General features: G+C 72.0%; 21 protein-coding genes and 1 pseudogene. 7 read left to right on the plus strand and 15 right to left on the minus strand.

Translation table 11 applies throughout. The features are described from left to right. Positions 1–431: 431 nt before the first annotated feature. Positions 432–1439 carry a stage II sporulation protein M gene (locus tag AC07F0_RS00005; protein WP_478972132.1) on the minus strand — a complete coding sequence of 336 codons (1008 nt, stop codon included), beginning with the start codon at positions 1437–1439 and terminating at the stop codon, positions 432–434. A gap of 127 nt (positions 1440–1566) precedes the next feature. Between AC07F0_RS00005 and AC07F0_RS00010 the strand changes: the two genes are divergently transcribed. After that, complete coding sequence (locus AC07F0_RS00010; RefSeq protein ID WP_478972135.1) at positions 1567–2610, plus strand: RDD family protein; 1044 nt, start codon at positions 1567–1569, stop codon at positions 2608–2610. A 41-nt stretch (positions 2611–2651) separates the two neighbouring features. Here the strand turns inward: AC07F0_RS00010 and AC07F0_RS00015 are convergent, their stop codons facing one another. The 9 genes and pseudogenes from AC07F0_RS00015 to AC07F0_RS00055 form a co-directional block, all read right to left on the minus strand. After that, positions 2652–3266 carry a hypothetical protein gene (locus AC07F0_RS00015; RefSeq protein ID WP_478972138.1) on the minus strand — a complete coding sequence of 205 codons (615 nt, stop codon included), beginning with the start codon at positions 3264–3266 and terminating at the stop codon, positions 2652–2654. Between the two features lie 124 nt (positions 3267–3390). Beyond that, positions 3391–4848, minus strand: a complete 1458-nt coding sequence (gene ahcY / locus AC07F0_RS00020) for an adenosylhomocysteinase (protein WP_478972141.1) — start codon at positions 4846–4848, stop codon at positions 3391–3393. 366 nt (positions 4849–5214) lie between these two features. Further along, positions 5215–6195 (minus strand): cation diffusion facilitator family transporter, encoded by a 981-nt coding sequence (locus AC07F0_RS00025; RefSeq protein WP_478972144.1) that lies wholly within the window; start codon positions 6193–6195, stop codon positions 5215–5217. 154 nt (positions 6196–6349) lie between these two features. Beyond that, the gene (gene manA, locus AC07F0_RS00030; RefSeq protein ID WP_478972147.1) at positions 6350–7501 is read right to left on the minus strand and encodes a mannose-6-phosphate isomerase, class I; all 1152 of its coding nucleotides are present in this window, start codon (positions 7499–7501) and stop codon (positions 6350–6352) included. Positions 7502–7555: 54 nt separating this feature from the next. Continuing rightward, positions 7556–8683: an SIS domain-containing protein gene (locus tag AC07F0_RS00035; protein ID WP_478972150.1), complete on the minus strand. Its 1128-nt coding sequence runs from the start codon at positions 8681–8683 to the stop codon at positions 7556–7558. Between the two features lie 124 nt (positions 8684–8807). Next, positions 8808–8978, minus strand: a complete 171-nt coding sequence (locus AC07F0_RS00040) for a Trm112 family protein (RefSeq protein WP_478972153.1) — start codon at positions 8976–8978, stop codon at positions 8808–8810. A 271-nt stretch (positions 8979–9249) separates the two neighbouring features. Next, positions 9250–10614, minus strand: coding sequence for a phosphomannomutase/phosphoglucomutase (locus tag AC07F0_RS00045; protein WP_478972156.1), 1365 nt, complete (start codon positions 10612–10614; stop codon positions 9250–9252). A 103-nt stretch (positions 10615–10717) separates the two neighbouring features. Continuing rightward, positions 10718–11605, minus strand: a pseudogene (locus AC07F0_RS00050) (L-lactate permease); the annotation flags it as partial. Positions 11606–11644: 39 nt separating this feature from the next. Further along, positions 11645–12067: a DUF3499 domain-containing protein gene (locus AC07F0_RS00055; protein WP_142152342.1), complete on the minus strand. Its 423-nt coding sequence runs from the start codon at positions 12065–12067 to the stop codon at positions 11645–11647. Positions 12068–12361: 294 nt separating this feature from the next. Here AC07F0_RS00055 and AC07F0_RS00060 point away from each other — a divergent pair, with 294 nt between their 5' ends. Continuing rightward, positions 12362–12817, plus strand: coding sequence for a metallopeptidase family protein (locus tag AC07F0_RS00060; RefSeq protein WP_078885356.1), 456 nt, complete (start codon positions 12362–12364; stop codon positions 12815–12817). Between the two features lie 54 nt (positions 12818–12871). Here AC07F0_RS00060 and AC07F0_RS00065 read toward each other — a convergent pair whose 3' ends face one another. The 3 genes from AC07F0_RS00065 to AC07F0_RS00075 form a co-directional block, all read right to left on the minus strand. Next, positions 12872–14392 (minus strand): DUF5719 family protein, encoded by a 1521-nt coding sequence (locus AC07F0_RS00065; protein ID WP_478972159.1) that lies wholly within the window; start codon positions 14390–14392, stop codon positions 12872–12874. Beyond that, positions 14389–18060: a glycosyltransferase family 2 protein gene (locus AC07F0_RS00070; RefSeq protein ID WP_478972161.1), complete on the minus strand. Its 3672-nt coding sequence runs from the start codon at positions 18058–18060 to the stop codon at positions 14389–14391. Before AC07F0_RS00070 ends, AC07F0_RS00065 begins: the two co-directional genes overlap by 4 nt. A gap of 174 nt (positions 18061–18234) precedes the next feature. Beyond that, a complete protein-coding gene (locus AC07F0_RS00075) occupies positions 18235–18498 on the minus strand; it encodes a WhiB family transcriptional regulator (RefSeq protein ID WP_010034659.1) in 264 nt (87 codons plus the stop codon). Positions 18499–19230: 732 nt separating this feature from the next. On the opposite strand from AC07F0_RS00075, the gene AC07F0_RS00080 reads away from it, so the two are divergent. The 4 genes from AC07F0_RS00080 (at position 19231) to AC07F0_RS00095 (ending at position 23212) form a co-directional block, all read left to right on the plus strand. Further along, a complete protein-coding gene (locus tag AC07F0_RS00080) occupies positions 19231–19737 on the plus strand; it encodes a cysteine dioxygenase (protein ID WP_478972164.1) in 507 nt (168 codons plus the stop codon). 96 nt (positions 19738–19833) lie between these two features. Next, complete coding sequence (gene cofD / locus AC07F0_RS00085) at positions 19834–20793, plus strand: 2-phospho-L-lactate transferase (RefSeq protein WP_436730870.1); 960 nt, start codon at positions 19834–19836, stop codon at positions 20791–20793. Continuing rightward, positions 20790–22118, plus strand: coding sequence for a coenzyme F420-0:L-glutamate ligase (locus AC07F0_RS00090; RefSeq protein ID WP_478972167.1), 1329 nt, complete (start codon positions 20790–20792; stop codon positions 22116–22118). The genes cofD and AC07F0_RS00090 overlap by 4 nt, the downstream gene beginning before the upstream one ends. Positions 22119–22177: 59 nt before the next feature. Then, positions 22178–23212 (plus strand): DNA-3-methyladenine glycosylase family protein, encoded by a 1035-nt coding sequence (locus AC07F0_RS00095; RefSeq protein ID WP_478972170.1) that lies wholly within the window; start codon positions 22178–22180, stop codon positions 23210–23212. Between the two features lie 130 nt (positions 23213–23342). On the opposite strand, the gene manB is transcribed toward AC07F0_RS00095, so the two are convergent. Then, a complete protein-coding gene (gene manB, locus AC07F0_RS00100; protein ID WP_478972173.1) occupies positions 23343–24425 on the minus strand; it encodes a mannose-1-phosphate guanylyltransferase in 1083 nt (360 codons plus the stop codon). Positions 24426–24559: 134 nt separating this feature from the next. Beyond that, on the minus strand, positions 24560–26038 hold the full coding sequence (locus AC07F0_RS00105; protein ID WP_478972176.1) for a peptidoglycan recognition protein family protein: 1479 nt from the start codon (positions 26036–26038) through the stop codon (positions 24560–24562). Positions 26039–26187: 149 nt separating this feature from the next. On the opposite strand from AC07F0_RS00105, the gene AC07F0_RS00110 reads away from it, so the two are divergent. Continuing rightward, positions 26188–26943 (plus strand): TIGR03089 family protein, encoded by a 756-nt coding sequence (locus tag AC07F0_RS00110; protein WP_478972179.1) that lies wholly within the window; start codon positions 26188–26190, stop codon positions 26941–26943. Positions 26944–26986: the final 43 nt, after the last annotated feature.

Consider the following 26986-nt stretch of genomic DNA (forward strand, 5'->3'; position numbering starts at 1 on the left):
ACTTTTGGCACGCTGTTGAGTTCTCAAGGAACGGTCGCTTCCTTTGTACTCACCCTCTCGGGCTTTCCTCCGGGCGCTTCCCTTCGGTCTTGCGTTTCCGACTCTATCAGATCTTTTCTCGACCCGATTTCCTCGGTGCTTTCCAGGTTTCCGCTTCCGCGTTTCCCTTTCCGGCGGTTCCGACTTTATCAGAAGTTTTGAGCCGGATTGACCGGCCGCTCGTTTCCGATTCATCGGGAGGGGCTTCAATGAAATCAGCGTTTCATGAAGCAGACAGATGCTCACTGTCGCCAATCAGGGGATGAACCCCTTGTCCAGGCAACTGTTCGAATCTACCTCCCCGCACGAGCCGTGTCAACGGCTCCCGTGGGGCGAAGAGGAGACTAGCAGTTGAACGGACGTGGTCGCACATCCGGCGGTCGTAGGGCCGTTCAGGCAGCTGTCGGGACGCCGGCGCTGCGTTCCGCTGCCTCGACGTCGCCGGTGTTACCGGCGCGGGCGGCGCGGCCGCCGAGGACGTAGACATAGGCCAAGAAGGCCAGTTCGGCGACGACTCCGATGGTGATGCGGGCCCAGGTGGGGAGGCCGGAGGGGGTGACGAAGCCTTCGATGGCGCCGGAGACGAAGAGGACCAGCGCCAGGCCGATGGCCATGCCGATGGCGGCGCGGCCCTCTTCCGCGAGAGCTGTGCGTCGCGTGCGGGGGCCGGGATCCACGAGGGTCCAGCCGAGGCGCAGGCCGGTGCCGGCGGCTACGAAGACGGCGGTCAGTTCGAGCAGGCCGTGCGGGAGCACCAGGCCGAGGAAGGTGTCGAGGCGGCCGGCCGAGGACATGAGGCCGACGCCGATGCCCAGGTTGAGCATGTTCTGGAAGAGGATCCAGAGGACCGGGAGCCCCAGGAAGACGCCCAGCATCAGGCACAGGGCCGCAGCCCAGGCGTTGTTCGTCCAGACCTGGGCGGCGAAGCTGGCGGCCGGGTGGCTGGAGTAATAGGTCTCGTACTGGCCGCCGGGGCGGGTGAGGTCGCGTAGTTCGCTCGGGGCCGCGATGGAGGCCTGTACCTCGGGATGGGTGCCGATCCACCAGCCGAGGAGGGCCGCGACCGCCGTGGACAGCAGCGCGGTAGGTACCCACCAGTGGCGTGACGTGTAGACGGCGGCCGGGAAGCTGTGGGTGAGGAAGCGGGTGACGTCGCGCCAGGAGGCACGGCGGGTACCTGTGACCGCACTACGCGCGCGTGCCACGAGTTGGCTGAGCCTGCCGGTGAGCTGGGGGTCGGGGGCACTGGACTGAATCAGGGAGAGGTGCGTTGCGGCGCGTTGGTAAAGAGTGACGAGTTCGTCGGCTTCGGCACCACTGAGGCGGCGCTGACGACGGAGCAGTGCTTCGAGGCGGTCCCACTCCGCTCGGTGGGCGGAGACGAAGACGTCGAGGTCCATCGGTCTGCCTGCTCCTCGGCTGTTCGTCGGCGGCTCGTCGTGGATCAGCTTGTCGTACTGCGGCGCGATGCGCCCTCAGCTTGGCAGACTGGCCCTGTCGGGGGCAGGGCAGGGGAAGGACGGCGGCGTGAGTGAGCTGGTGACGGGCGAGGCGGTGGCGTTGGAGCTACGCCCCGCGAGGTTGCCCAGCAGGGCGCTGGCCGTGTTGTTGGATCTTGTGGCGGCTTTGGCCGTCTATGTGGCGGTGACCATCGCGGTCGTGGTTTCCACTGCCTCGCTGGACGAGGCGGCGCAGACGGCGCTGTCGATCGCGACGTTCGTTCTCGTGCTGGTGGGCGGGCCGATCGCGGTGGAGACGCTCAGCCATGGGCGGTCGCTCGGGAAGATGGCGTGCGGGCTGCGTGTGGTGCGGGACGACGGCGGGCCGATCCGTTTCCGGCATGCGCTGGTGAGGGGCTTGATCGGGGTGATCGAGATCCTCATGACCTTCGGTGTCGTCGCCTGCATCGCCTCGTTCGTGTCGGCGCGCGGGCGGCGGCTGGGGGATGTGTTCGCGGGGACCCTCGTCGTCCGGGAGCGGATTCCGGTCTCGCGGACCGGGTTCGTGCCCCCTCCCCCGCCCTGGCTGGCGGGGCGGTTCTCGGGGCTCGATATGTCTGCGGTGCCCGACGGGTTGTGGCTCGCCGTGCGTCAGTATCTGACGCGTATGCAGCAGTTGGACCCGCAGGTGGGGTGGTCCATGGCGCAGCGGCTGGCGTCCGATCTCGCGGATCGGACGGGGGCTCCGGTGCCGCAGGGTGTTCCGCCCGCGGCGTATCTGGCGGCGGTCGTGCATGAACGGCAGGCGCGGGAGGCTCGGCGGGCTTTCGGGAGCGGATCGTCCTCGTCGGCCGGTCCGGCTGCTCCGGCCGGTCCGGCTGCTCCGGCTGCTCCGGCCGCTCCGGCCGCCGATGCTGCCCCGGCTGCTGAGCCCGCTTCGGGTGCGGGGGCGGCGTCCGATGCGTACGGACGGCCGCCGGTTGTGCCGCCTGGTGCCGTGTCTCAGCCGTACGGCTCGGCTGTCGAGTCGACCGGTGCGGCTGTCGAGTCGACCGGCGGGGATCGGCCCGCGGAGTCGCATGAGGTGCCTGCGGGCGAGCGTCCCGGGACCGGGTTCGTGCCGCCGGCGTAGTGGAGGGCGGGCCGGGCTGCCCGTTCAGCGAGGGGCCGGGCTCAGGTGAACACCGACGGCGGTGATTCGAGGTCTTCGAGCTCGATGCCGGGGGCCGCGAGCACCACGTCTCCGGCGATGTGCACGGAGTGCTGTTCTCCCGTGTCCAGGGCTGTGACCTGGTATTCGTCCACGGTCAGGGGGCCGTTGTCAGTGGCGTGTGCTTGTCTTTTCAGCAAGGTCCACGACTGGTCCACGGTGCGCGGGGCGAGGACCGGGTCCGTGAAGGCGACGAGACGTACGCGGGTGCCCGCTGAGGAGGGAGTGAGGCGCAGGAGACGGGTGGTGGCGACGAGGAACGCCGGGGAGGTGCCGGTGAAGGCGTGGGCGCGCACATTGCCTTCGGTGGCGTGGGTCCCGGTGGGGTCGGTGCGGACCCAGGTGACGCCGTCGAGGGCGGCGCCGCGGATCTGCCAGGCGGCGGCGTGGAGTTCGAGGCGGATGGGGCGGCCGAGTTCGTCGAGGGTGAGGTCGACGGAGCCGTGGTGATCGCCCGAGGGGGTGGTCAGCTGGGAGACGTAGCGCCAGCCGGAGGGACCGGGGGCGCACTGGAAATGTTCTTCAGCGAGGGGGGTGTGATCGTGCGGATCGTGGAGCGAATAGCGGCCGCGGGGCATGAGGGTCCTGGGTCTTGACGGGCTGAGCCGGTCGCTGGTCCGGCGAACGGGGCAGGCCCCCGGCACGGGGGTGCGGGGGCCTGCTTCGAAGGACCTGGGCTGCTGAGGAGCTGAGCCGCTCGGCTCAGTAGCGGTAGTGGTCCGGCTTGTACGGGCCCTCGACCTGGACGCCGATGTACTCGGCCTGCTCGGGGCGGAGCGTGGTCAGCTTCACGCCGAGCGCGTCGAGGTGGAGGCGGGCGACCTTCTCGTCGAGGTGCTTGGGCAGCACGTAGACGCCGGTCGGGTACTCGTCGGGCTTGGTGAACAGCTCGATCTGGGCCAGGGTCTGGTCCGCGAAGGAGTTGGACATCACGAACGACGGGTGGCCGGTGGCGTTGCCCAGGTTCAGCAGGCGGCCCTCGGACAGGACGATGATCACCTTGCCGTCGGGGAAGGTCCAGGTGTGGACCTGCGGCTTGATCTCGTCCTTGACGATGCCCGGGATCCTGGCGAGGCCGGCCATGTCGATCTCGTTGTCGAAGTGGCCGATGTTGCCGACGATGGCCTGGTGCTTCATCTTGGCCATGTCGCTGGCCATGATGATGTCCTTGTTGCCGGTCGTGGTGATGAAGATGTCGGCCTTGTCGACGACCTCGTCGAGGGTCGTGACCTGGTAGCCGTCCATCGCGGCCTGGAGGGCGCAGATCGGGTCGATCTCGGTGATGATCACACGGGCGCCCTGCCCGCGCAGGGACTCCGCGCAGCCCTTGCCGACGTCGCCGTAGCCGCAGACGACCGCGGTCTTGCCGCCGATCAGGGTGTCGGTGGCGCGGTTGATGCCGTCGACCAGGGAGTGGCGGCAGCCATACTTGTTGTCGAACTTCGACTTGGTCACGGCGTCGTTGACGTTGATCGCCGGGAACAGGAGGGTGCCGTCGCGCTGCATCTCGTACAGGCGGTGGACACCGGTCGTGGTCTCCTCGGTCACGCCGCGGATCTCGGAAGCCAGCTGGGTCCACTTCTGCGAGCCGTCCGTGATGGTGCGGTGCAGGAGTTCGAGGATGACGCGGTGCTCGTCGGACTCGGCCGTGTCGACGGACGGGACCTTGCCGTCCTTCTCGTACTCGACGCCCTTGTGGACGAGGAGGGTGGCGTCACCGCCGTCGTCGAGGATCATGTTCGGGCCGCCGGTGGGGCTGTCCGGCCAGGTCAGCGCCTGCTCCGTGCACCACCAGTACTCCTCCAGGGTCTCGCCCTTCCAGGCGAAGACCGGGACGCCCTGCGGGTTGTCGGGCGTGCCGTCCGGGCCGACGGCGATGGCCGCGGCGGCGTGGTCCTGGGTGGAGAAGATGTTGCAGGACGCCCAGCGGACCCGCGCGCCGAGGGCGACCAGGGTCTCGATGAGGACGGCGGTCTGCACGGTCATGTGCAGGGAGCCGGTGACGCGGGCACCGGCCAGGGGCTGCGCTTCGGCGTACTCCTTGCGGATCGCCATCAGGCCGGGCATCTCGTGCTCGGCGAGGGTGATCTCCTTGCGGCCGAACTCGGCCAGGGAGAGGTCGGCGACCTTGAAGTCCTGTCGGTTTTCGACAGTCGTCATTGCGAGCTGCTCCTCGGGGTTGGGTCGAGGTGGGTACGGCTGGTCTGCGCGGCGGCGGACACAGGGGTGCCCGAAAGAGGACACAGGCATGCCCGCGTGCGCGCAGCGCAGTCCGTCGGAGGCCCTCTCTCCCTCGGCCGGTCCGCGGTGGGACCGCCCGACCGCCATCAGCAGCGACGTCTGGCTCCGTCCCAAGCTACACCGGGGGCGCCTGCGATCCCCAGCCCGCAGGGAAACACATCGAGCCGATCCCGTGACGGGCGGGGGGGTGGGCTGTCGGTGAGGTGCGGGGGGGCGGTGGAAGACGGCGGGGCCCGCCGAGTGGTTCGGCGGGCCCCGTGGCCGGAGGAGTCGTACGAGGTGGTGTCAGTGGTCGGTGGGGTGCGGGGTGGGGCCGCCGGGGCTCGCCTCGGGGTCGGGGCCCTTGGCGGCCTCGGCCTCGCTGTAGATGTCCGGCTCGAGGTAGATCACGCGGGCGATCGGGACGGCCTCGCGGATGCGGGACTCGGCGGCGTCGATGGCGGCGGCGATCTCGGTGGCCGTGTCGTCGTGCTGGACGGCGATCTTGGCGGCGACGAGGAGTTCCTCGGGGCCGAGGTGGAGCGTGCGCATGTGGATGATGCGGGTGACGGTGTCGCCGTCGACCAGGGCGGTCTCGATCTTCTGCGTCTCCTCGACGCCGGCCGACTCGCCGAGCAGCAGCGACTTGGTCTCGGCGGCGAGGACGAGGGCGATCAGGATGAGCAGGACGCCGATGCAGAGGGTGCCGATGCCGTCCCAGACGCTGTCGCCGGTGAGCAGGGCGAGGCCGACGCCGCCGAGGGCGAGGACCAGACCGACGAGGGCGCCGAGGTCCTCCAGGAGGACGACCGGGAGCTCAGGAGCCTTGGCGTGACGCACGAACTCCTTCCAGGAGCGGCGGCCGCGCAGGGTGTTGGACTCCTTGATGGCCGTGCGGAAGGAGAAGGCCTCGGCGATGATCGCGAAGACCAGGACGCCGACCGGCCAGTACCAGTGCTTCAGCTCGTGCGGGTGCTTGATCTTCTCGTAGCCCTCGTAGAGGGCGAACATGCCGCCGACCGAGAAGAGGACGATGGAGACCAGGAAGGCGTAGACGTAGCGCTCGCGGCCGTAGCCGAAGGGGTGTTGCGGGGTGGCCTCGCGCTTCGCCTTCTTGCCGCCGACCAGGAGCAGTGCCTGGTTACCGGAGTCGGCGACGGAGTGGACGGACTCGGCGAGCATCGATGACGAGCCACTGAAGAGGAACGCCACGAACTTCGCTACCGCGATCGCGAGGTTGGCGCCCAGTGCCGCCACGATCGCCTTGGTGCCGCCTGACGCGCTCATGTGTTCGCGTTGTCCCTTCGTACGCCGTTCCAGGGCCCGGGGGCTCGCCTTACTGAGCCGCCCGTGACTTTGCCCGTGCTTGACGGTGGGCCATTGTTGCAGCCCGCTCGTGCCGCGGTGCTTCAGGTCACCAGCAGGGGAGTCGTCGAAACGGTCAGGCGACGACGGTGGCCCGGAAAAGCGTTCCCGTTCCGGACACTTCGGCCTTTTCGCCGGCCGGGACAAAGACGGACCGGCCCGGGGTCAGGTCGTGCTCGCCGGCCCGGACGGTGCCAGCCGTGCAGAGGAGGATCTGCGGGGTCGCGCGGGTGAGGTCGTGGGCGCCGCCGGCCTCGGGGAGGACGTAGCGGGACAGGCGGAACTCGTCGATGGGGGTCTCGTAGAGCTCCTCGCCGTCCGGGGAGGCCTCCGGGCGCAGGACGCCGGGGTCGCTGGGCCGGAAGCGGACGATGCGCAGGAGCTCGGGGACGTCGACGTGTTTGGGAGTCAGGCCACAGCGCAGAACGTTGTCGGAGTTGGCCATGATCTCGACGCCGAGGCCGTTCAGGTAGGCGTGCGGGACGCCGGCGCCGAGGTAGAGGGCCTCGCCGGGCTGGAGCCGGACGTGGTTCAGCAGCATCGCGGCGATGACACCAGGGTCGCCCGGGTAGTGGTGGGCGATGTCGGCATAGGGGGTGTAGGCGCCGCCGAGGCGGGTGCAGGCGGTGGCCGCCTCCGCGACCGTGCGGGACATCTCCTCGGGGTCGGCGGTGAGGATCGCCGTGAGGACCTCGCGCAGCGCGGCGTCCTCGGGGTGGGCGTGCAGCAGATCGACGTAGGGCTTGAGGGAGTCGATGCCGAGGCCGTCGAGCAGGCCGGCGGCGGCGAGCGGGTCGCGGAAGCCGCACAGGCCGTCGAACTCGGTGAGGGCGCAGATCAGTTCGGGCTTGTGGTTGGCGTCCTTGTAGTTGCGGTGCGGGGCGTCCACGGGGATGCCGCGGCGCTCCTCGTCCGCGTAGCCCTCCCTGGCCTGCTCCAGGTCGGGGTGGACCTGGAGGGAGAGCGGGGCGCCGGCGGCGAGGATCTTGAGCAGGAAGGGCAGGCGGGGGCCGAACTTGGCGACCGCGGCCGGTCCGAGTTCCTTCTCCGGGTCGGCGTCGATGACCTCGACGAGCGTGCCCCGGCCGGTGCGGGAGGGGGCGCCCGGGTGGGCGCCCATCCACATCTCCGCCTGCGGTTCGCCGGTCGGTTCGGTGCCGAGCAGGTGCGGGATGGCGGTGGGAGAACCCCAGGCGTAGGGGCGGATGGTGTTGTCGAGGCGGTCCATGGGGTCTCTCTGGGGGTTCGGGCGTGCGGGCGCGTCAGGGTGTCCCGGTCATGATCAGGCCCTGGAAGCGAGCGCCAGGTAAACGGCGGCGAAATCCGTGACGGCGATCAGTTCCGCGAGGGTCTCCAGTTCGCCGCCCGCCTCCGGTTCCAGTTCGCTGATCGGCGTGTCGTGGCTGAGGGCCAGGTCGCGGGCGCCGGGAGCGGCGGTGAGGCCGCCGATGGGGCGGTCGCGCAGGAGTACCACGCGCGCGTGCAGGGCGGGTGGTTCCTCGACACGGTCGCGGAAGAAGTCGTCGGGGTCGGCGCTGGCGGCCAGGGGGCCGGCGAGCAGGGCGCTGTGTGCGGCGAGTGCTTCGGGGAGCTCGGCGACGACCGCGGGGATACCGGACAGTTCGGCGAGTGCGGCTGCGAACCGGCGGCCTGCCGGGCCGGCCGAGGTGCCCTCGGTCCAGACGATCGGGAGGGCGTCGGCGAGTTCGGCGGCGAGGGTCTTGGCGGGATTGCTGTAGGTGGCGATGGCGGGGCCGCAGCGTTCGGCGATGCCGTCGAGGCGGTCGGCGACCTTGCCGAGGGCGTCCGGCGGGGCGGCGAGCACACCCGTGCGGTCCAGCAGCGCGAGCAGTGGGGTGAGCAGTGCCCACAGGACGCCGGGGGCGGAGGCGGCGAGGGGCTCGTCCTGGTCGTACGGGGCGGTCGCCATGGGGACGAACAGACCGTGCGAGCCGTTCACCGCGTCGGCGAGCGGGGAGCGGCTGGGGGCCACGGCGACGACGTTGCAGCCGCGTCGGTAGGCCTGTTCGGCGAGGAGGGACAGGCCCGGTTCGCTGCCGTCCGGGGTGGTGATCAGGAGGAGGTCGACGGAGCCGACCCAGCCGGGCAATTCCCAGCGCAGGGCGCCCGCGGCGGGGGCGACGCCGGTGGGGGCCAGCCGCGTGACCGGGCTGCCCGCGCCGGCGAGGGTGCCGAGGAGGTCGGCGGCGTGCGTGGCGGCGGCGCCCGGGCCGGCGATGAGGACGGCGCGGGGGCGGCCGTCGGGTTTGAGGTCGTTGATGCCGGCCTCGGCGGAGTGGCGGGCGGCCGTGCGGACGCGGGCGCCGGCTTCTGCGGCGCCGCGGAGCAACCCGCGGTGGTCTGCCTCGGAGAGGCCCTCCGGGGAGTCGAGCAGCGATTCGTCGAGCATGGGCGGCAGCCTCCGATCGCCGGAGTCCGGTCCGGGTCCGTTTTTGGGATGTCCTACGTCGGTGCCCGTTGTGCCCGGGGTGTATGTGCACCGGGTTCACGCGGGTGTGTCTGCCCGGGCGCGCCTACGAGGGGCGGCGGGCCTCGTCGACCAGGAGGACGGGGATGCCGTCACGGACGGGGTAGGCCAGGCCGCAGTTCTGGTCGGTGCAGAGCAGTTCGGAGTCCTGCTCCTTGAGGGGAGCGTGGCAGGCCGGGCAGGCGAGGATTTCGAGGAGGCCGGCTTCGAGTGCCATGCGGGGTCCCTTCGGGGATGGGGCGGGTGGGGCGTTGCCCCTGAGGGGGCGGTGCGGATGTGCCTGGTCAGGGTACCGCCGGTGGGGGTGAGACGGGGGTGGTTGGTGGGTGCAGGGGGTGGGTGGCCGGGCTGGGTGAAGAGGGCTCCGCCCCTTTGACCTCGCCAGGGGGGGTCGCCCCCTCGCCAGGGGGCTTCGCCCCCCCGGGCCCCCGGCCCGTGCCCACCCGCCGCCCGAATCGGTCGGACAAGGGGCTGAGCTCGCCCTCCCGTCAACCCCTGATGATCGCCAGTGCCTCGTCCCTCACCCTGGTCATCGTCTCCTGGTCCCTCGCCTCCGCGTTCAGGCGGAGCAGTGGCTCCGTGTTGGAGGGGCGGACGTTGAACCACCAGTCGGTGGCGGAGACGGTCAGGCCGTCCAGCTCGTCGAGGGTGATGCCCTCGCGGTTCTCGTACGCGGAGCGGATCGCGGCGAGGCGGGCCGTCTGGTCGGTCACCGTGGAGTTGATCTCGCCGGAGCCGGCGTAGCGGTCGTACTGGGCGACGAGGGCGGACAGGGGGCCCGACTGGCCGCCGAGGGCCGCCAGGACGTGCAGGGCGGCCAGCATGCCCGTGTCGGCGTTCCAGAAGTCGCGGAAGTAGTAGTGCGCGGAGTGTTCGCCGCCGAAGATCGCGCCCGAGCGCGCCATTTCCGCCTTGATGAAGGAGTGGCCGACGCGCGTGCGGACCGGGGTGCCGCCGTTCTCCACGACGACCTCGGGGACCGACCAGGACGTGATCAGGTTGTGGATGATCGTGCCCCTGCCGCCGTGCCTGGCCAGTTCGCGGGAGGCCACCAGGGCGGTGATCGCCGACGGGGAGACCGGCTCACCGCGCTCGTCGACGACGAAGCAGCGGTCGGCGTCGCCGTCGAAGGCGAGACCCAGGTCGGCGCCCTCCTCCCGGACCCGCTTCTGGAGGTCGACGAGGTTGGCCGGGTCGAGGGGGTTGGCCTCGTGGTTGGGGAAGGTGCCGTCGAGTTCGAAGTACATCGGGACCAGCGTCAGGGGCAGGCCGGCGAAGACCTCGGGGACCGTGTGTCCGCCCATGCCGTTGCCCGCGTCGACCACGACCTTCAGGGGGCGGATGGCGGTCAGGTCGACCAGGGAGCGCAGGTGCGCCGCGTAGTCCGACAACGTGTCGCGGCCGGTGATCGTTCCCGGCGTCGCGGCGGGCTCGGGGGCGCCCGACTCGCTCCAGCGCTCGACCAGTTCGCGGATCTCGGCGAGGCCGGTGTCCTGGCCGACCGGGGCGGCTCCCATGCGGCACATCTTGATGCCGTTGTACTGGGCCGGGTTGTGGGAGGCGGTGAACATGGCGCCCGGCAGGTTCAGCGCGCCCGAGGCGTAGTAGAGCTGGTCCGTGGAGCACAGCCCGATCTCGGTCACGTCGGCGCCCAGCGCCGCCGCCCCGCGCGCGAAGGCACGCGACAGGCCCGGGGAGGAGGGCCGCATGTCGTGCCCGGTCGCGATGGCGCTCGCGCCGGTGACCCGCACGAAGGCCGCTCCGAAGAGCTCGGCCAGGGACTCGTCCCACTGGTCGGGGACGACCCCGCGTACGTCGTACGCCTTGACGACCTGCGACAGATCAGCAGCCACGGCCAACCTTCCTGAAAAAGTACTGTCGGTCCGCCCAAACTACCCTCGCCCGCTGCCGGCGCGCTGTACGGACGCCGAGTCGGCGCCCGGGCGTCGTCTCAGGTCACGGCAGCATCCAGTCCAGGACGGGTGTGCTCTGGCCGACCACGATCAGGCACATCACCAGCAGCAGGCCGAGGCTCCACGGCAGCACCTTGCACAGCAGGTCGCCCTCGCGGCCCGCGAGGGCGACGGCCGCGCAGGCGGTGGTGAGGTTCTGCGGGGAGATCATCTTGCCGAGGACTCCGCCGGAGCTGTTGGCGGCGGCCAGGAGGTCGGGCGGGAGCCCGGACTCGCGGGCGGCGGTCACCTGGAGGGCGCCGAAGAGGGCGTTGGCCGAGGTGTCCGATCCGGAGACGGCGACTCCGAACCAGCCGAGGACGGGCGACAGGAAGGCGAGCCCGGCTCCGGCCGCCGCCACGAAGTGGCCGATGGTCGCCGCCTGCCCGGAGAGGTTCATGACGTACGCGAGTGCCAGTACGGACGTCGCCGTCAGGATCGCGAAGCGCAGCTCGTGCACGGTCGCGAGCCATTCCTTCACCGCCACGCGCGCGTGCACCCCGATGACGGCGGCCGTGCAGATCCCGGCGAGCAGCACGAGCGTGCCGCGGTCGACACGATCGGCCAGGTGAAGACGTTCCCGCCGACCGGTTCGCCGTCGGAGCCGAGCACGTTGAGGAAGGGCCAGTCGTAGGTCCGGGTGGCCTGGTCCAGCCGGTCCTTGACGGCCGGGATCTGGGCGACGGAGAAGATCAGGACGATCAGCGCGTAGGGGGCGTACGCGCGCAGGACCTCGCGGGGCGGGTCCGTCCTCCTCGTCCGGTTCCTCGCTGCGGACGCCGGTCAGTACACAGGCGCGTACGGACTCGGCGGCGGGCACGCGCGCGTGCGGTACGGCGACCAGGACGCCCGCGCCCGCCAGGGCGGCGCCGATGTCGGCGAGTTGGCTCGCGCTCAGTGGGGGTGCGCGGGGAGGAGCCGGGAGGTGCGGTCAGTTGTCGGGCGACCGGAGGACCCGCAGGTGCCCTCGCCGGGCGACCTCCATCGGGTCGGCCGAGCGAGCTCCGCCACCGGCCCCGGCCGCCCGTTCCTGAGGACGGGCCGCCTCGCGCACGGCATTGGCAAGCGCTTCCAGGTCGTCGCCGCTGGGGCGCGCCGGGGCCGAGCCGTCGAGGAGCCGGACGACCTCCCAGCCGCGCGGGGCGGTGAGGCGCTCGGAGTGCTCGGCACACAGGTCGTAGCAGTGGGGTTCGGCGTAGGTGGCGAGCGGGCCGAGGACCGCGGTCGAGTCGGCGTAGACGTACGTCAGCGTCGCGACGGCGGGACGGCCGCAGGCGGTGCGCGAACAGCGACGTACAGGGCTCACGACGTTGGACGGTACCGCACTCTTGAGCGGGCCGCGACGACTCTCCACCAGGTCACTCCCCCGTGTCGGGCTGTGAAACGCCCCACACCCCCCTTCGGGCACACCCTGCTGACCTGCCCGGACAGAGTCGTCCGGGGTGCCGAACGACCTCTCAAGCGGTCAATAGTCGTCATAAAACCCCCAATTGCCGCGAGGTTGCCGGTCTTCACGGGATACGGAATCGAGCCCAACCTTGGCTGGAATAGACATGCAACGACATGCCGTACCGGTCGGCCGGAAGCCGTCCGTACCGCCGTGCGGTGCCGGGCGCGGGGACGCGGCGGGGACTACCCTTCAGCAGTGATGGACAAGCCCGTAACGCCCCGAGCCGCCGCCCCCGGGCCCCGCCGCCGTGATCGCCACGGCCGGGGCATGCGCGGCCCGATCGCACCGCCGCAGGTGCCGCTCGCCGCCAGCCGCGCGGAGGCGTTCGCCGATCTGGTGCAGGACTCCGTGGAGCGCCTGGAGCGGCGCTGGCCGCAGCTCGCCGACATCGATTTCCTGGTGCTGGAGGTGCCGCGGCTCGACGGGCCCGGCCAGGCCTGGAACGACGAGGCGGTCCCGCTGGGCGGCACGATCAGCGCCCGCGAGGGCCGCCCCGCGCGCGTGGTGGTCTACCGGCGGCCGGTCGAGATCCGCACGAAGGGCCGCGACGAGCGGGCGGCGCTGGTGCACGAGGTCGTCGTCGAGCAGGTCGCCGAGCTGCTGGGGCTGACACCGGAGACGGTCGATCCGCGGTACGGCGAGGACCAGGGCTGAGACGGCCGGCAGCGGTCGGTGCCGTTTCTGCGGCACCGACCGCAACAGCCGGCCCTACTTCTGCAGCACCGACAGGTCCTCGTCCGCTTCCGGCACCGCGACCGTCCCCCGGTCGTCGGGGAGCGTCTGCACGGTGAAACCGGGCACGCCGCCCTCCGTCGCCGCCAGGGTGCGGGCGCCGTAGACCGGGCCGCCGGACTTCGGCTCGACCGTGAGCGCGTACGTGCCCTTCAGGCCGCTGGGGACCGGGGGCTCGATGTCCTGGGTCGTGCCGGCCTTGATGGTGTACGTCTTCGACACCGGCGTGCCGCCCTCGCTGCCCGCCGAGGCGGTGACCTCGACCGTGGCGGCGCCCTCGGGGGCGGTCAGGGAGAGTGTGCTGCCCTTGGCGCTGTTGTCCGCGGACGTCGCGCGCGTGCCGACCGGGCGGGTGGCCGGGATGAAGGCCGTCTCCTGTTTGTCGCCCTTGCCACGTACGACCCGCAGGGCGGCCACGACGGGCACGGACCGGTCCGTCGGCGTCAGCACCAGGGAGCCCGCCTCGCCGCGCGTCACGTCGCCCAGGTCGACGGCGGTGGTCATGCCGCCCTTGACGTGCACCGTCTCGTGTCCGGCCGGGGTGATCAACCCGGAAGGGGAGGCGAGGCGCACCTTGAGGTCCGCGTCGGCGTCGCCCGGGGTGAAGGCGACCAGGCGCACGGAGGTGGCGTCCTTGGGGATGCCGGGCAGGACCAGGCTGCCCGAGGGGTCCGTGGACGCGGTCAGCCAGTCGCCGCCGAGCTTGTCGTCCAGGGCCTGCACGGCGGCGCCGACCCGCCCGCTGCGGACGTTGACGTGCACGGTGAGGTTGGTCTGCTGCTCGTCAGTGAGGGTGGACAGCAGGACCGGGTCGCTGGAGTGCGGCTGGACCGTGATGCCCTCCCCCACCGTGGACTTGAGGGTTCCGTCCTTGCCGTAGAGCTCGATGTCGACCACGGCGGCCGAATCGTCGGGGTTGGTCAGATGGACGTAGTCGGTGCGGTCGGCCGCGGTGCTGACGCCGGGGAACCAGAAACTCGTGTCCGGGGCCGTGCAGTTGACGCCCTGCAGGCCGCGCCCGGTGCCCGCGGCGACCTCCGTCGTCTCCTGGACCGTCCAGCCGGGCGCGAACCTGCCGTCGGCGGTCCCGACCAGCGCGGGCGGTTCGGCGCCCGAGGTGTCCCCGGTGACCGGCTTGCCGGGCTCCTTGGGGGTCAGCACCGGCTTCTCGGTCTTCCGCTCGCCGGTCTTCCCGCCGTCCTTGCCCTTGTCGCCGCCCGCGCCGTCCTTCGACTCCTGGGCGGCCGCCTGGAGTTGCGCCTTGCCGCCACTCCCGGTGCCCTTCGTGACGGGTGTGAAGGAGGTGTACGACGTCTCCGCGATGTCGGACATGCTGGGCGCGGGGCACAGCAGGCTCGTGCGCTCCACGGGCAGTTGGGCGGCCGCCTTGGCGGTGGTGTCCGCGCCCGGGGTGTCCGGGGCGGACAGCGCGGCGAAGCCGGTGACGGCGGCGAGCGCGGTCACGCCGGCGATCAGGGACAGGGTCGTGCGGTTCACTGCTGGCTCCCGTCGGGACGCTCACTGCCCGTGCCGTGGGGGTGGTGCTGCTGCGCCGGGTCGTACGGCGTGCCGTAGCCCTGGGGGTAGGCCTGGCCGTAGCCCTGTTGGTCGTAGCCCTGTTGGTCGTACGACGGGTTCTGGGGCTGGCCGCCGTACGCGTACGGGTCGTACTGGCCGCCCTGGTAGGGATCCGCCGGGTACTGCTGTCCGTACGCGTCCGCCGGGTGCTGGGCGCCCTGGTACTGGTCGCCGTAGTTCGCGTACTCGCCGCTCTGGTAGCCGGCGTTGTCCCACTGGCCCTGGTTCTGCTCGGGCAGGGCCACCGGGGGCTGCTCGGGCTGCGGGGGCGGGAACTCCCCGGGCTGCGCCGCCTCTTCGGCCTCGGCTTCCGCCTGGGCGCGCAGGCGGCGGGCCCGGCGGCCCTCGCCCGCGACCGGCTGGGCCGGGACGGCGGGCTCCTCGGGCAGGTCGTCGTCGATGTCACGGCGCCGGCCGGGCAGGGCCAGCACGACGAGGACGACGGCGAGGAGGCCCTGCGCCCACAGCCACGCGGTGTGGCCGACCGGGTCGTCGTAGGTGACGTCCAGCCTGCCGCCGGTGGCGGGGAGCTTGAAGCCCTGGGCCCAGCCGTCGACCGTGGTGCGGGTGAGCGGCTTGCCGTCGAGCGTGGCGGTCCAGCCGTCGGAGGCGGTGTCGGCCAGGCGCAGCACGCGTCCGTCGGGGCCGGCCGGGATCGTGGTGTGGATGTCGACGGGCCCGGCGGCGACGGTCTGCGGGGTGCCGGAGCCGGAGGTGGGGACGATGGTGGCGCGTGCGACGTCCTGGTCGATCTGCCACAGCGCGCCGCTGTCCTGCTGGCTGAGCCGGGTCAGGCCGGGCGTGGTGTCCAGGACGCGGGTGACGTCGCGGGGGGCGCCTTGGTGGACGAGGACGTAGCGCACGGCGAAGCCGCCGAGCTGGTCGGCCTGGTCGGCACCGGAGCCGGCGACGAGGTTGGCGACGACCTTGTCGAGCCTGCTGTTCTCGCCGTCGGCCGCGGCGATCTCGCCGTCGCCGAGACGGGCGCCGGAGCCGCGGACCAGCATGTATCCGACGTGGGAGGCGGAGTCGCTGTCGAGGACGAGGGTGCGGGCCTGGTCGCTGCTGCCGCTCTCCTCGGCGACGAACGCGGGGACCTGGGTCGGATCGCGCCGCTCCAGGGGGCCGTCGGCGCCGCGGATCATCCAGCCGGCTGCGACGAGGAGCGGGCCCGCGGCCGAGGCGAAGGCGATCAGCACGGCGACGGGCTGGCGCCAGCCGAAGCTCTGCTCGGCCACGCGCGCGCGTGCCCCGTCGGCGCCGAGCGCGGCGGCCGCCAGGAGGGCGATGCCGTAGACGAGCGTCGCGGGGCCGGACCAGGTGGAGCTGTTGGACAGGACCGCGAAGACGAAGCCGGTCAGGGCGGCCGTCCAGGCCGTCCAGATGCCCAGCCGGCGTTCCGAGCGGAGCAGGGCGGCGAGCGCGGCCAGGACGATGCCGATCAGCATGAGGCCGCTGACGGTGCCGGGGCCGCCCGGGCTGGCGCCGAGCAGGTCGAGGGCGGAGGCGGCCGACGGGCCGTACTCCAGACCGGCTTCCTGGAAGAAGCCGAACGGGAGCAGGGAGAGCGACCAGGGCGCGAGGACCAGCAGGGGCGTGCCGAGCTGGGCGAGGAACCGCAGCCCGTACGCCGTGATGTCGGTCCGGCGCAGGACCAGCAGCCCGGCGCCGAGGAGCAGCGCGATGGGCCACACGATCGGGGTGAACGCGGTGGTGATGGTCAGCAGCAGCGCGTACGCCCAGGTGGCGCGCCAACTGCCACGCGCCCCCGAGGGGTTCGCCAGGCCGCTGGCGGCGATGCCCGCGCGGGCGATGAGCGGCAGCAGCACGGCCAGGACGGCGGTGCCGATCCGGCCGCCGGCGAGGGCGCCGGTGGCGGCGGGCAGGAAGGCGTAGACGACGGCCGCCCACGCGCGCAGCAGCCGGGACTCGACCAGCGGGCGGGAGGCGAAGTAGGCGGTGACGCCGGCGAGCGGCACCGAGCAGACGAGCAGCAGCGTGACGGCGAGGCCGGTCGAGCCGAACAGCAGGGACGCCAGCATCGCCACGAGTGCGAGGTACGGCGGCGCGGAGGAGGTGCCGCCGGCGGCGACCGGGTGCCAGGCGTCCAGGTAGCGCGCCCACAGGTCGGAGGAGTCGGCCGGGGCGGGCAGCAGGGCGCCGCCCGTGAGCGCGCCGCCGCCGAGGAGTTCACGGCAGGCGGCCAGGGAGACCACCAGCAGCACCAGGAAGAGCACCGGGCCGGGCTTGCGCGCGATGCGCTTGAGCCGGGCGAACTGCTCGATCTCCAGGAAGTCGGCGTCGTCACCGCCGGGGCCGGACTCGACGGCGCCGCCGTGCCGTCCGGCGCCGGAGGCGACCTCCGGGTCGGAGCGGCCCACGAGGTTGCTCGCGAGCTGCTCGACGGTCATGCGGACGGTCGCGCCGGGCGGCGGGAACAGCGGCCGCAGCTCGTCCTTGTCGATCCCGGAGGCGCCTCTGCCGCGCCGCCCGGCGAGGATCCGCTCGGGCCTGAGGAGCGTGCCCAGGAGGCCGCGGATCTCGTCGACGGCCTGTCCCGGTACCTTGCCGACGAGGTAGGCGACGGTCCGCAGCAGCGTGCCGAGCACGATCCGCAGCAGCACCCAGGGCAGGACGGCCGTACGCGCGTTGACGAGCAGGGTGTAGACGGCGCCGGCCTTGTCGACCTTGTGCGGGGACGCGGCGGTGCGGCCCACGCAGTCGACCGTGCGGCGCTCGCGGGAGGCCGCCTCGGCGTGCCGGACGACGGCCTCGGGGGCGACGAGGACGCGGTAGCCCGCCGCGTGCGCGCGCCAGCACAGGTCGACGTCGTCGCGCATGAGGGGCAGGTGGCGGTCGAAGCCGCCGAGCTGTTCGAAGACGTCGCGGCGGATCAGCATGCCGGCGGTGGACACCGACAGCACGGGCCGGACGTGGTCGTGCTGGCCCTGGTCCTGCTCGCGGCGGTCCAGGCCGGTCCAGCGGCGGCCGGAGTTGGCGATGCTGACGCCGACCTCCAGCAGCTGCCGCCGGTCGTACCAGCCGCGGAGTTTGGGGCCGACGACGGCGACGTCCTCGCGGCCCAGCTCGTACTCGTTGTCCACGACGCGCAGCAGCTGGGCCAGGGCGTCGGGCTCCGGGGCGCAGTCGTCGTGCAGCAGCCACAGCCACTGGACCGGCTCTCCGTGCGGGAGCTCGGGCAGGTCGTAGGCGTCGTCGCGCCAGGAGCGGGTGACCGGGTCCCAGCCGCTGGGCCGCTTCAGATACGGCAGCTCCTCCGGGGTGAGGTGCGGGGCCGTGCGGTCGCACTCCTCGACGGCCTGGCCGAAGCCGGTGCGGCGGGCGAGGTGCAGCACGCGGTCGGCGCCGAGGGCGTCGGTGACCAGTTGGGCGGAGTCGTCCGCGCTGCCGGTGTCGGCGCCCATCGCGTACTGCACGGGGCGCTCCTGGCCGAGCAGCCCGGCGAGCGCGTCGGGCAGCCAGCGGGCGCCGTCATGGGAGACGAGGACCGCGGTCACCACATGACGCGGGAACTCAGGTGTGGCAGCGCTGTCGTGATGAGCTGCCGTGTGGCTGTGCACGGACATCGAGGTACGGGCCCCGGTTCGGTGGACTGCGGTGGACGCCTGCGGCCGGTGGGGGCAGCGGGGCGTCTCGGACGAGCGACCACACTATCGGCTGTGCAACAAGGGGGCCCGCCGCCTGTGGATAACCCACCTGCGACGGGCCGTTCGAACCGGGCGTAGGGATCCGGATGACGGTCAGACCGCGGCCTTCTTCAGCCGGCGGCGCTCCCGCTCGGACAGGCCGCCCCAGATGCCGAATCGCTCGTCGTTGGCGAGGGCGTACTCGAGGCACTCGGAGCGGACCTCACAGGCGAGGCAGACCTTCTTGGCCTCCCGGGTCGAGCCGCCCTTCTCGGGGAAGAAGGACTCGGGGTCGGTCTGGGCGCACAGTGCGCGCTCCTGCCAGCCGAGTTCCTCGTCCGCGTCGTCGACCAGCAGTTGCTGCACCGTCTCGGTCATGTGCGCCCCTCGTCTGTCTTTCGCGTCCCCGTGATCTAGCCGTTACCGATTCCGGCTGAACGACACGAGTGAAATTACAAGTGTGCTGCTCCGGGCGAGTCAAGCCGAGATCTGCTATTGAGCCCCTTATTCACTCTGCGGAACCAAGCCCAAGCGGAAAGTGTTCAAATCACCATAAAACCTGACACACCGACGGAGCCCGCAGGGGCTCACGCCGTCCGCCGGACCCCTTGCAGACCTGTACGAAGAAGGACGCCCAGAGGTTCGATCTCGTTCCGACACGCACCTCGAAGCGAAACGGATCACAGTCGGATCACGAGTACGCAACGGGGTTTCGTGCGCCCGGTTGGACGCCATGTGTCCCGGGCGGGCCACGAACAAACCTTTCATCTGAGTGAACGACCGGATGAGGTGAACCACATCCCACCTGACGGGTGCCGAGTTGACAGTGAAGGTGTGAACCGGTGTCCTTGTGGGCATGCTCGCGAACTCGGCACTCACCTCGACCCGCACCGCCGGGTCCCACGGTGCTGCCCGCGCTCGCTGTTGCTGTTGCTGTTGCTGTTGCAGCTGTTGAGCCCAACGCGCTCCGGCTGCCGCTGAGTCACCCACGACTCGGCGCTGCTGTCTCCGCTCCACCAGGGCACTCCTCGTCGCCGCCCGCGACCCGGGCACACGCGCCGCGACACCTCCACCGACTTTCCACTCCTTGCCGAGGAACCACCGCACCCCATGAACAGCGACAGCGACCTCCAGATCGCCGGCGACATCCTCGAAGTCCCGCATCTCCTCCAGACCCCGCGCGAGCACCCGGCCACCGTCGCCGAGTTCGTCGGACTCGCCCGCTCCATCGCCGCCGACCGCTCCCAGTGGGAGCACCTCGTCCGCTACGACGCGACCAGCCGCTGGTACCACCGGCTGCGCACCGGCCCGGGCTACGAGGTGTGGCTGCTGTCCTGGGTGCCCGGACAGGGCAGCGGGCTGCACGACCACGGCCGCTCCTCCGGTGTGCTGACCGTGCTGGACGGCACGCTGACCGAGCGCACGGAGGGGGGCACACGCGCGTTGCGGGCGGGCGCGCAGCGCGTTTTCGCGCCGGGGTACGTGCACGAAGTCGTCAACGACGCACTGGAGCCGGCGGTCAGCCTGCACGTCTACCACCCGGGCCTGACTCAGATGCCGATGCACACGGCCCAGCACTGCGAGGCCCGGAGCGTACCGGGGGCCGTGATCGCCTGACCGATGGCGGGACGTGCCCGATCGGTCGGCGTGACTGTCCGACCGGTTGCGGTAGTCGCCGACCGGTTGTCACAGGCGCCTGCAAGACTGGCTTCCATGCGCATTGTGGTTCTGGCAGGCGGCATCGGTGGTGCCCGGTTCCTGCGTGGTCTGAAGCGTGCCGTGCCGGACGCGGACATCACGGTCATCGGCAACACCGGGGACGACATCCACCTCTTCGGGCTGAAGGTCTGCCCGGACCTCGACACGGTGATGTACACGCTCGGCGGCGGCATCAACGAGGAGCAGGGCTGGGGGCGCGCCGACGAGACCTTCCATCTCAAGGAGGAGCTCGCGGCGTACGGCGTCGGGCCCGAGTGGTTCGGCCTCGGCGACCGGGACTTCGCCACGCACATCGTGCGGACGCAGATGATCGGCGCCGGGTACCCGCTGAGCGCGGTGACCCAGGCACTGTGCGACCGCTGGGAGCCGGGCGTGCGGCTGATCCCGATGTCCGACGACCGCGTGGAGACCCACGTGGCCGTGGAGATCGACGGCGAGCGCAAGGCGATCCACTTCCAGGAGTATTGGGTGCGGCTGCGCGCCTCGGTGCCCGCGGAGGCGATCGTGCCGGTGGGTGCCGACCAGGCGAAGCCCGCGCCGGGGGTGCTGGAGGCGATCGCCGAGGCGGACGTGATCCTCTTCCCGCCGTCCAACCCGGTCGTGTCGATCGGCACGATCCTGGCCGTGCCCGGCATCCGGGAGGCCATCGCCGACGCCGGGGTGCCGGTGGTCGGCCTGTCCCCCATCGTCGGTGACGCCCCCGTGCGGGGCATGGCCGACAAGGTGCTCGCCGCCGTGGGCGTCGAGTCGACCGCCCCGGCGGTGGCCGAGCACTACGGCTCGGGCCTGCTGGACGGCTGGCTCGTCGACACGGTGGACGCCGGCGCGGTGGAGCAGGTCGAGGCGGCCGGGATCCGCTGCCGGGCCGTGCCGCTGATGATGACCGACACCGACGCGACCGCGCAGATGGCGCGGGAGGCCCTGGCACTGGCGGAGGAGGTGCGGGCAGCTTGAGCGGCGAGGTCCCGGAGAACCGGCAGGGTGCCGGCGGGTACCGGGTGTGGGCCCCGGGCGGGATACCCGAGGTCGCGGCCGGGGACGATCTGGCCAAGCTGATCGCGGCCGCCGAGCCCGGTCTGGCCGACGGGGACGTCCTGCTGGTGACATCGAAGATCGTGTCCAAGGCGGAGGGCCGGGCGGTCCAGGCGGCCGACCGAGAAGCGGTCATCGACGCCGAGACGGTCCGCGTGGTCGCCCGGCGCGGCAGCCTCCGGATCGTCGAGAACCGGCAGGGCCTCGTCATGGCCGCGGCCGGGGTCGACGCGTCCAACACCCCGTCCGGGACGGTGCTGTTGCTGCCCGAGGACCCGGACGCCTCCGCCCGCGCGATCCGCGACGGGCTGCGCGACATCCTCGGCGTCGACGTCGGTGTCGTCGTCACCGACACGTTCGGGCGGCCCTGGCGCGCGGGGCTGACGGACGTCGCGATCGGCGCCGCCGGGGTGCGCGTTCTGGACGATCTGCGCGGGGGCACGGACGCGCACGGCAACCCGCTCAGTGCCACCGTCGTCGCCACGGCCGACGAACTCGCCGCGGCCGGCGACCTGGTCAAGGGCAAGGCGGCCGGGCTCCCCGTCGCCGTGGTGCGCGGCCTGCCGCACGTGCTGGCGCCGGGCGACGGAGAGGGAGCGCGGGCCATGGTGCGCGGCGCGCGCGACGACATGTTCCGGCTCGGCACGTCGGAGGCGGTACGGCTGGCGGTGACCCAGCGGCGCACGGTCCGGGCCTTCACGGACGAGCCCGTCGACCCCGGCGCGGTACGGCGGGCGGTGGCCGCGGCGGTGACGGCGCCGGCGCCGCACCACACCACCCCCTGGCGCTTCGTGCTGCTGGAGTCCGAGGAGTCGCGGACGCGGCTGCTCGACGCCATGCGCGACGCGTGGATCGCGGATCTGCGGCGGGACGGCAAGACGGAGGAGTCCATCGCCAAGCGGGTCCGGCGCGGGGACGTCCTGCGGAACGCGCCGTACCTCGTCGTCCCGTGTCTGGTCATGGACGGCTCGCACACCTACGGCGACGCGCGGCGCGACGGGGCCGAGCGGGAGATGTTCGTGGTCGCCACGGGCGCCGGCGTGCAGAACTTCCTGGTCGCGCTGGCCGGGGAGCGGCTGGGTTCGGCGTGGGTGTCCTCGACGATGTTCTGCCGGGACGTGGTGCGCGAGGTGCTGGGGCTGCCGGACGACTGGGATCCGATGGGTGCGGTGGCGGTCGGGCATCCGGCGGAGGAACCGCGTCCGCGGCCGGAGCGGGACGCGGGGGCCTTCATCGAGGTGCGGTGACCGGCGCCGCCCGGCGCCTACGCTCGTAGGGCTCCTCTCGCTTCCCAGGGACTTCACTGATGGCAGGACGATTCGCTCCCCGGCCCACGCTCCCCCACAGCCTCAAGGGCGTGGGAGGTACCCCCATCACCGTGCGCGGCGGGCATGCCGGCGTGGCCGGGGGCGTGCCGCGGCAGGCGGCGGGGCCGGGGCGGGCGCGCGACTGGGTGCCGGACGGGCCGCTGGATCTCGGTCTGGTGCTCGGGCCGCTGCGACGCGGGCCGGGTGATCCGACGTTCCGGACGATGCCGGACGGGTCCGTGTGGCGGGCCTGTCGTACCCCCGCGGGGCCCGGGACGCTACGGGTGTGCGCGTACGGGGGTGGGGTGCGCGGCCAGGCCTGGGGCCCCGGGGCGGAGTGGCTGCTGGACCGGTTGCCGGAGCTGCTCGGGGCCGCCGACGACCCGTCCGTGTTCGTGCCCCGGCACCGGCTGGTGGCGCTGGCCCGGCATCGGCGGCCAGGGCTCAGGCTGACACGGAGCGGGCTGGTGATGGAGTCGCTGATTCCGTCGATTCTGGAGCAGAAGGTCACGACCGATGAGGCGTATCGGGCGTGGCGGTTGCTGGTGTTGAAGTTCGGGGAGCCGGCGCCCGGGCCCGCGCCCGGGCGGATGTGTGTGATGCCTGGGCCTCGGGAGTGGGCGCTGATCCCGTCGTGGGAGTGGCATCGGGCCGGGGTCGACAACAAGCGGGCGTCGACGATTCTGCGTGCGGTGCGGGTGGCCGGACGGTTGGAGGAGGCGGCCGGGATGGAGCCGGGGGCGGCTCGGGCCCGGTTGGAAGTGGTGCCGGGGGTGGGGCCGTGGACATCGGCGGAGACGGTGCAGCGCAGTCATGGGGCGCCGGATGAGGTGACCGTGGGGGATCTGCATCTGCCCCGGATCGTGGGGTGGGCGTTGGCCGGGGACCGGGATGCGGATGACTCGGTGATGCTGGAGTTGCTTCAGCCGTATGCGGGGCAGCGGCATCGGGCGGCTCGGTTGATTCTGCTGAGCGGGGTGGCGCCGGGGCGGAGGGCGCCGAAGATGCCGCGGTGGGATATCGGGGCGTTGTGAGCTGCCCCGTTTTCCGGTGCTGCGGCGTTGTTGCGGGGCGGGGTACGTGCGCAACTCGGCGCGACGAGGTGCCGCTGCGCCCACCCGTGCCGCCCCAGCGGCACGACTGCCCGCAGCGGCGGCGGTCTGCTCACTGGTCCGATGAGAAGCGGACCGCTCCTGCTGGGATTTGGGCGTCGCACCAGATGCGGGCGCCGTCGCGGAGTTCGTTGTCGGGGCCGATGACCGCGCCGTCGCCTATGACCGTGCCGGTGAGGACGGAGCGTTCGCCGACGCGGGCCCGGGTGCCTATGAGGGAGTCGGTGATGACCGCGCCGGGCTCGATCACGGCGCCCGGGAGGATCGTGCTGCCGAAGACGCGGGCGCCCTCCGCGACGAACGCGCCCTCGCCGACCACGGTGCCGCCGGACAGCTTCGCGTCGGCCGCGACCGTCGCCGTCGGCAGGACCAGGCGGTCGCCGCAGCGGCCGGGGACCGCCGGGGACGGGGCCCGGCCCAGGACCAGGTCCGCCGAGCCCCGGACGAACGCCGCCGGTGTGCCCAGGTCCAGCCAGTACGTCGAGTCGACCATGCCCTGGAGATGGGCCCCGGCGGTCAACAGGTCCGGAAACGTCTCGCGCTCCACCGACACCGGCCGGCCCCGCGGGATCGTGTCGATGACCGAGCGGCGGAAGACGTACGCCCCCGCGTTGATCTGGTCGGTGACGATCTCCTCGGGCGTCTGCGGCTTCTCCAGGAACGCCAGGACCCTGCCCGTGTCGTCCGTGGGGACGAGACCGTAGGCGCGCGGGTCCGTGACCTTGGTGAGGTGCAGGGAGATGTCCGCGCCCGTCGTCTCGTGGGTGTCGACCAGGGCCCGGATGTCGAGGCCCGTCAGGATGTCGCCGTTGAAGATCAGCACCGGGTCGTCGGGGCCGGAGTGCAGCTTGGAGGCGACGTTGCGGATGGCGCCGCCCGTGCCCAGCGGCTCCTCCTCCGTCACGTACTCCAGGTGGAGCCCCAGCGCGGAACCGTCACCGAAGTACGGCTCGAAGACCTCGGCCAGATAGGACGTGGCCAGGACGATGTGCTCGACACCCGCCGCTCTCGCTCTCGCCAGCTGGTGCGTGAGGAACGGCACCCCGGCCGCCGGCACCATGGGCTTGGGCGTGTGCACCGTGAGCGGGCGCAGCCGGGTGCCCTTGCCGCCGACCAGGAGGATCGCTTCTGTCACGTGTCGTCTCTGCTTCCTGCCGGGACCGGCCGAACTGTCTTTCGGCCGGTCAGTGTATGCAGACCGTTCCGTGGCGCCTTCGCTGGCCGTGCGGCATTCCGCCCGCTGCCCCCCGACGGCGGTGAACGTGTGTCTCAGCGGCCCTGGTACCGGGCCGCCTTGGCGCGGGCCGAGCCGAGCTTGCTGTAGAGCTCCCGGCCCGGGCACTCCGTCTGGAAGCCGTCCCGGTGACCGGAGATCACGTTCAGTCGTACCTTCTTGCCTTTTCGGTAGAGGTTGCTACCCCCCGACTTCAGGTAGGTCTTACCCCGCGGATTCATCCCGTACAGGCCCAGCTTCCACGCGGCGAGCCGGGCGACGGCCCTGACTGCGGCGGACGACGGCTTCTTGGCGCCGTACGACCCGAGGACGGCGATCCCCATGCTGTTGCTGTTGAAACCAAGGGTGTGGGCGCCGAGGACCGGCTTGGCCACGCCCCCGGCGCGGCCCTCGTAGATCTTTCCGCACTTGTCGATGAGGAAGTTGTAGCCGATGTCCCGCCAGCCCATGCTCTTGACGTGGTAGCGGTAGATACTGCGGATGAGTGACGGGGCCTGCGAGCAGCGGTAGTTGTTGCCGCTGGCCGTGTGGTGCACGAAGGCCGCCCTGACCTTCTTCGTGTACCGGAAACCCCGCTCCCGCAGCCCCTCGTCCGCGCCCCAGCCGTGCCGCGTGACGATGGGCGGGCGCGGGCCGACGTACGGTTTCGCCCGCTGCCGCTGCTCCGTCAGCTCGCCGGCGTTGAGGGCGAGGAACTCCTGCTCGGTCTCCGCGCGGTTTAGCGCCGGGATCTCGGTGGCGCCGAGGAGGGCCAGGTCGGCGTTGACGGCGGAGGCTTCGGTGGCGGCGGAGGCTTCGGTGGCGGCGGAGGTCTCGCCCGCGAGGGCGGCGGTGCGGGGGCCGTCCGCGGAGGCGTCGGGCGGTGGGGCGTCATCGCCCGGGTCGACGAGTTCGAGGCGGAGGCCGGAAGGTAGCGGGGGCGCGGCGGCCAGGTTGCGGGTGTCCGTGGAGTCGGCTTCCGCACTCTCGGGTTCGGAGCGGACACGGAGTTCCACGCCGTCGGAGTCGCCGACCCACAGCGGTGCCGTGGCGCCGCGGACGCGGCCGGAGGTTCTCTCGGCGGTGTCGGGGTCGGCCGCGTGGTCGCCGTTGTGCGTCTCGACGTCCTGCCAGCCCGACCAGATGCCGGTGCCGGCGGCGCGGGTGCGGACCTGGACGCGGCCGTGCAGTTCGGCTTCGGGGTCGTCCCAGACGATGCCGACGAGGGAGAAGTGGCGTACGGCCCGGCGGGTCAGGCCCTGTTCGGGGGCGCCTGGGGCGGTGGGAGTGGCTCGGTCGCGGGTGAGAGGTTCGAGGGGGAGGGACTGGGTGCTGCCGGGGGCGTACGGCTCGGCCGCGCGCCGGCTGGTGAAGGTCGTGCCCGGTGTCCCCGCGTGGGGCGCGGGTCTCGCTGCCGTGGCGGCTTCCGTGGTCGGCACCGGTCTCGCCGTCGCCGCGACGGCGGGCGCAGTGAGCGGGAGGGCCAGAGCGGCCGCACAGGTGACACCGATCGAAGAAGCAAGAAATCCATGCATGCTCCTGAGCTTGGACATATCCATATGAATCTGTCCATTTCGGATTTGACGAACCGTCGGCCGGGGTTCGGCCGAACCGGTGGCGCATTCACGGCGGGACGGCGGCCGGCCGTTGGGCGGCGGCGTGGGTGCCGCGTACGCTTGCGCGGGTGAACGCCACCGATCGCACCCCTGCCGACCTGCTGAATTCCGCGCTCGCAGCGGATCCGGGACGTCCCCTGGTGACCTTCTACGACGACGCCACGGGCGAACGTGTCGAACTGTCCGTGGCCACCTTCGCCAATTGGGTGGCCAAGACCGCCAACCTCCTCCAGGACGAGCTGTCCGTCGAGCCCGGGGACCGGGTGGCGCTGTTGCTGCCCGCGCACTGGCAGACGGCGGTGTGGCTGCTGGCGTGTTCGTCGGTGGGAGTCGTCGCGGACGTGTCGGGGGATGCGCGGGCCGCGGATGTCGCGGTGAGCGGGCCGGACGGGCTGGAGGCGGCGCGGGCGTGTTCCGGGCCGCGGATCGCGATGGCCCTGCGGCCGCTCGGGGGGCGGTTTCCGCAGGTACCCGAGGGGTTTGTCGACTACGCGGTGGAGGTGCCGGGGCAGGGTGACCGGTTCGTTCCGTATGCGCCGGTGGATCCGGACGAACCCGCGCTGATCGTGGCGGGCCGGGAGTTCAGCGGCGCGGAGGTCGTCGAGCGGGCTCGGGCGGAGGCGGCGGAGCTGGGGCTGACCGGACCGGGGTCGCGGATCCTGTCGGGGTTGCCGTATGACACGTGGGAGGGGTTGAACGCGGGGTTGTACGGGCCGTTGGCCACGGGGGGTTCTGTGGTGTTGTGCCGGCATCTGGACCGGGCCGGGGAGGGCGTGCTGGACAAGCGGGTGGACAGTGAGCGGGTTACGGCTCTTGCCCGGTAGGCCTGTTTGCCGGATGCTCGGCGTGGGCGCTGGGGGCGGGGTG

The organism is Streptomyces sp. NPDC045955 (assembly GCF_056430805.1).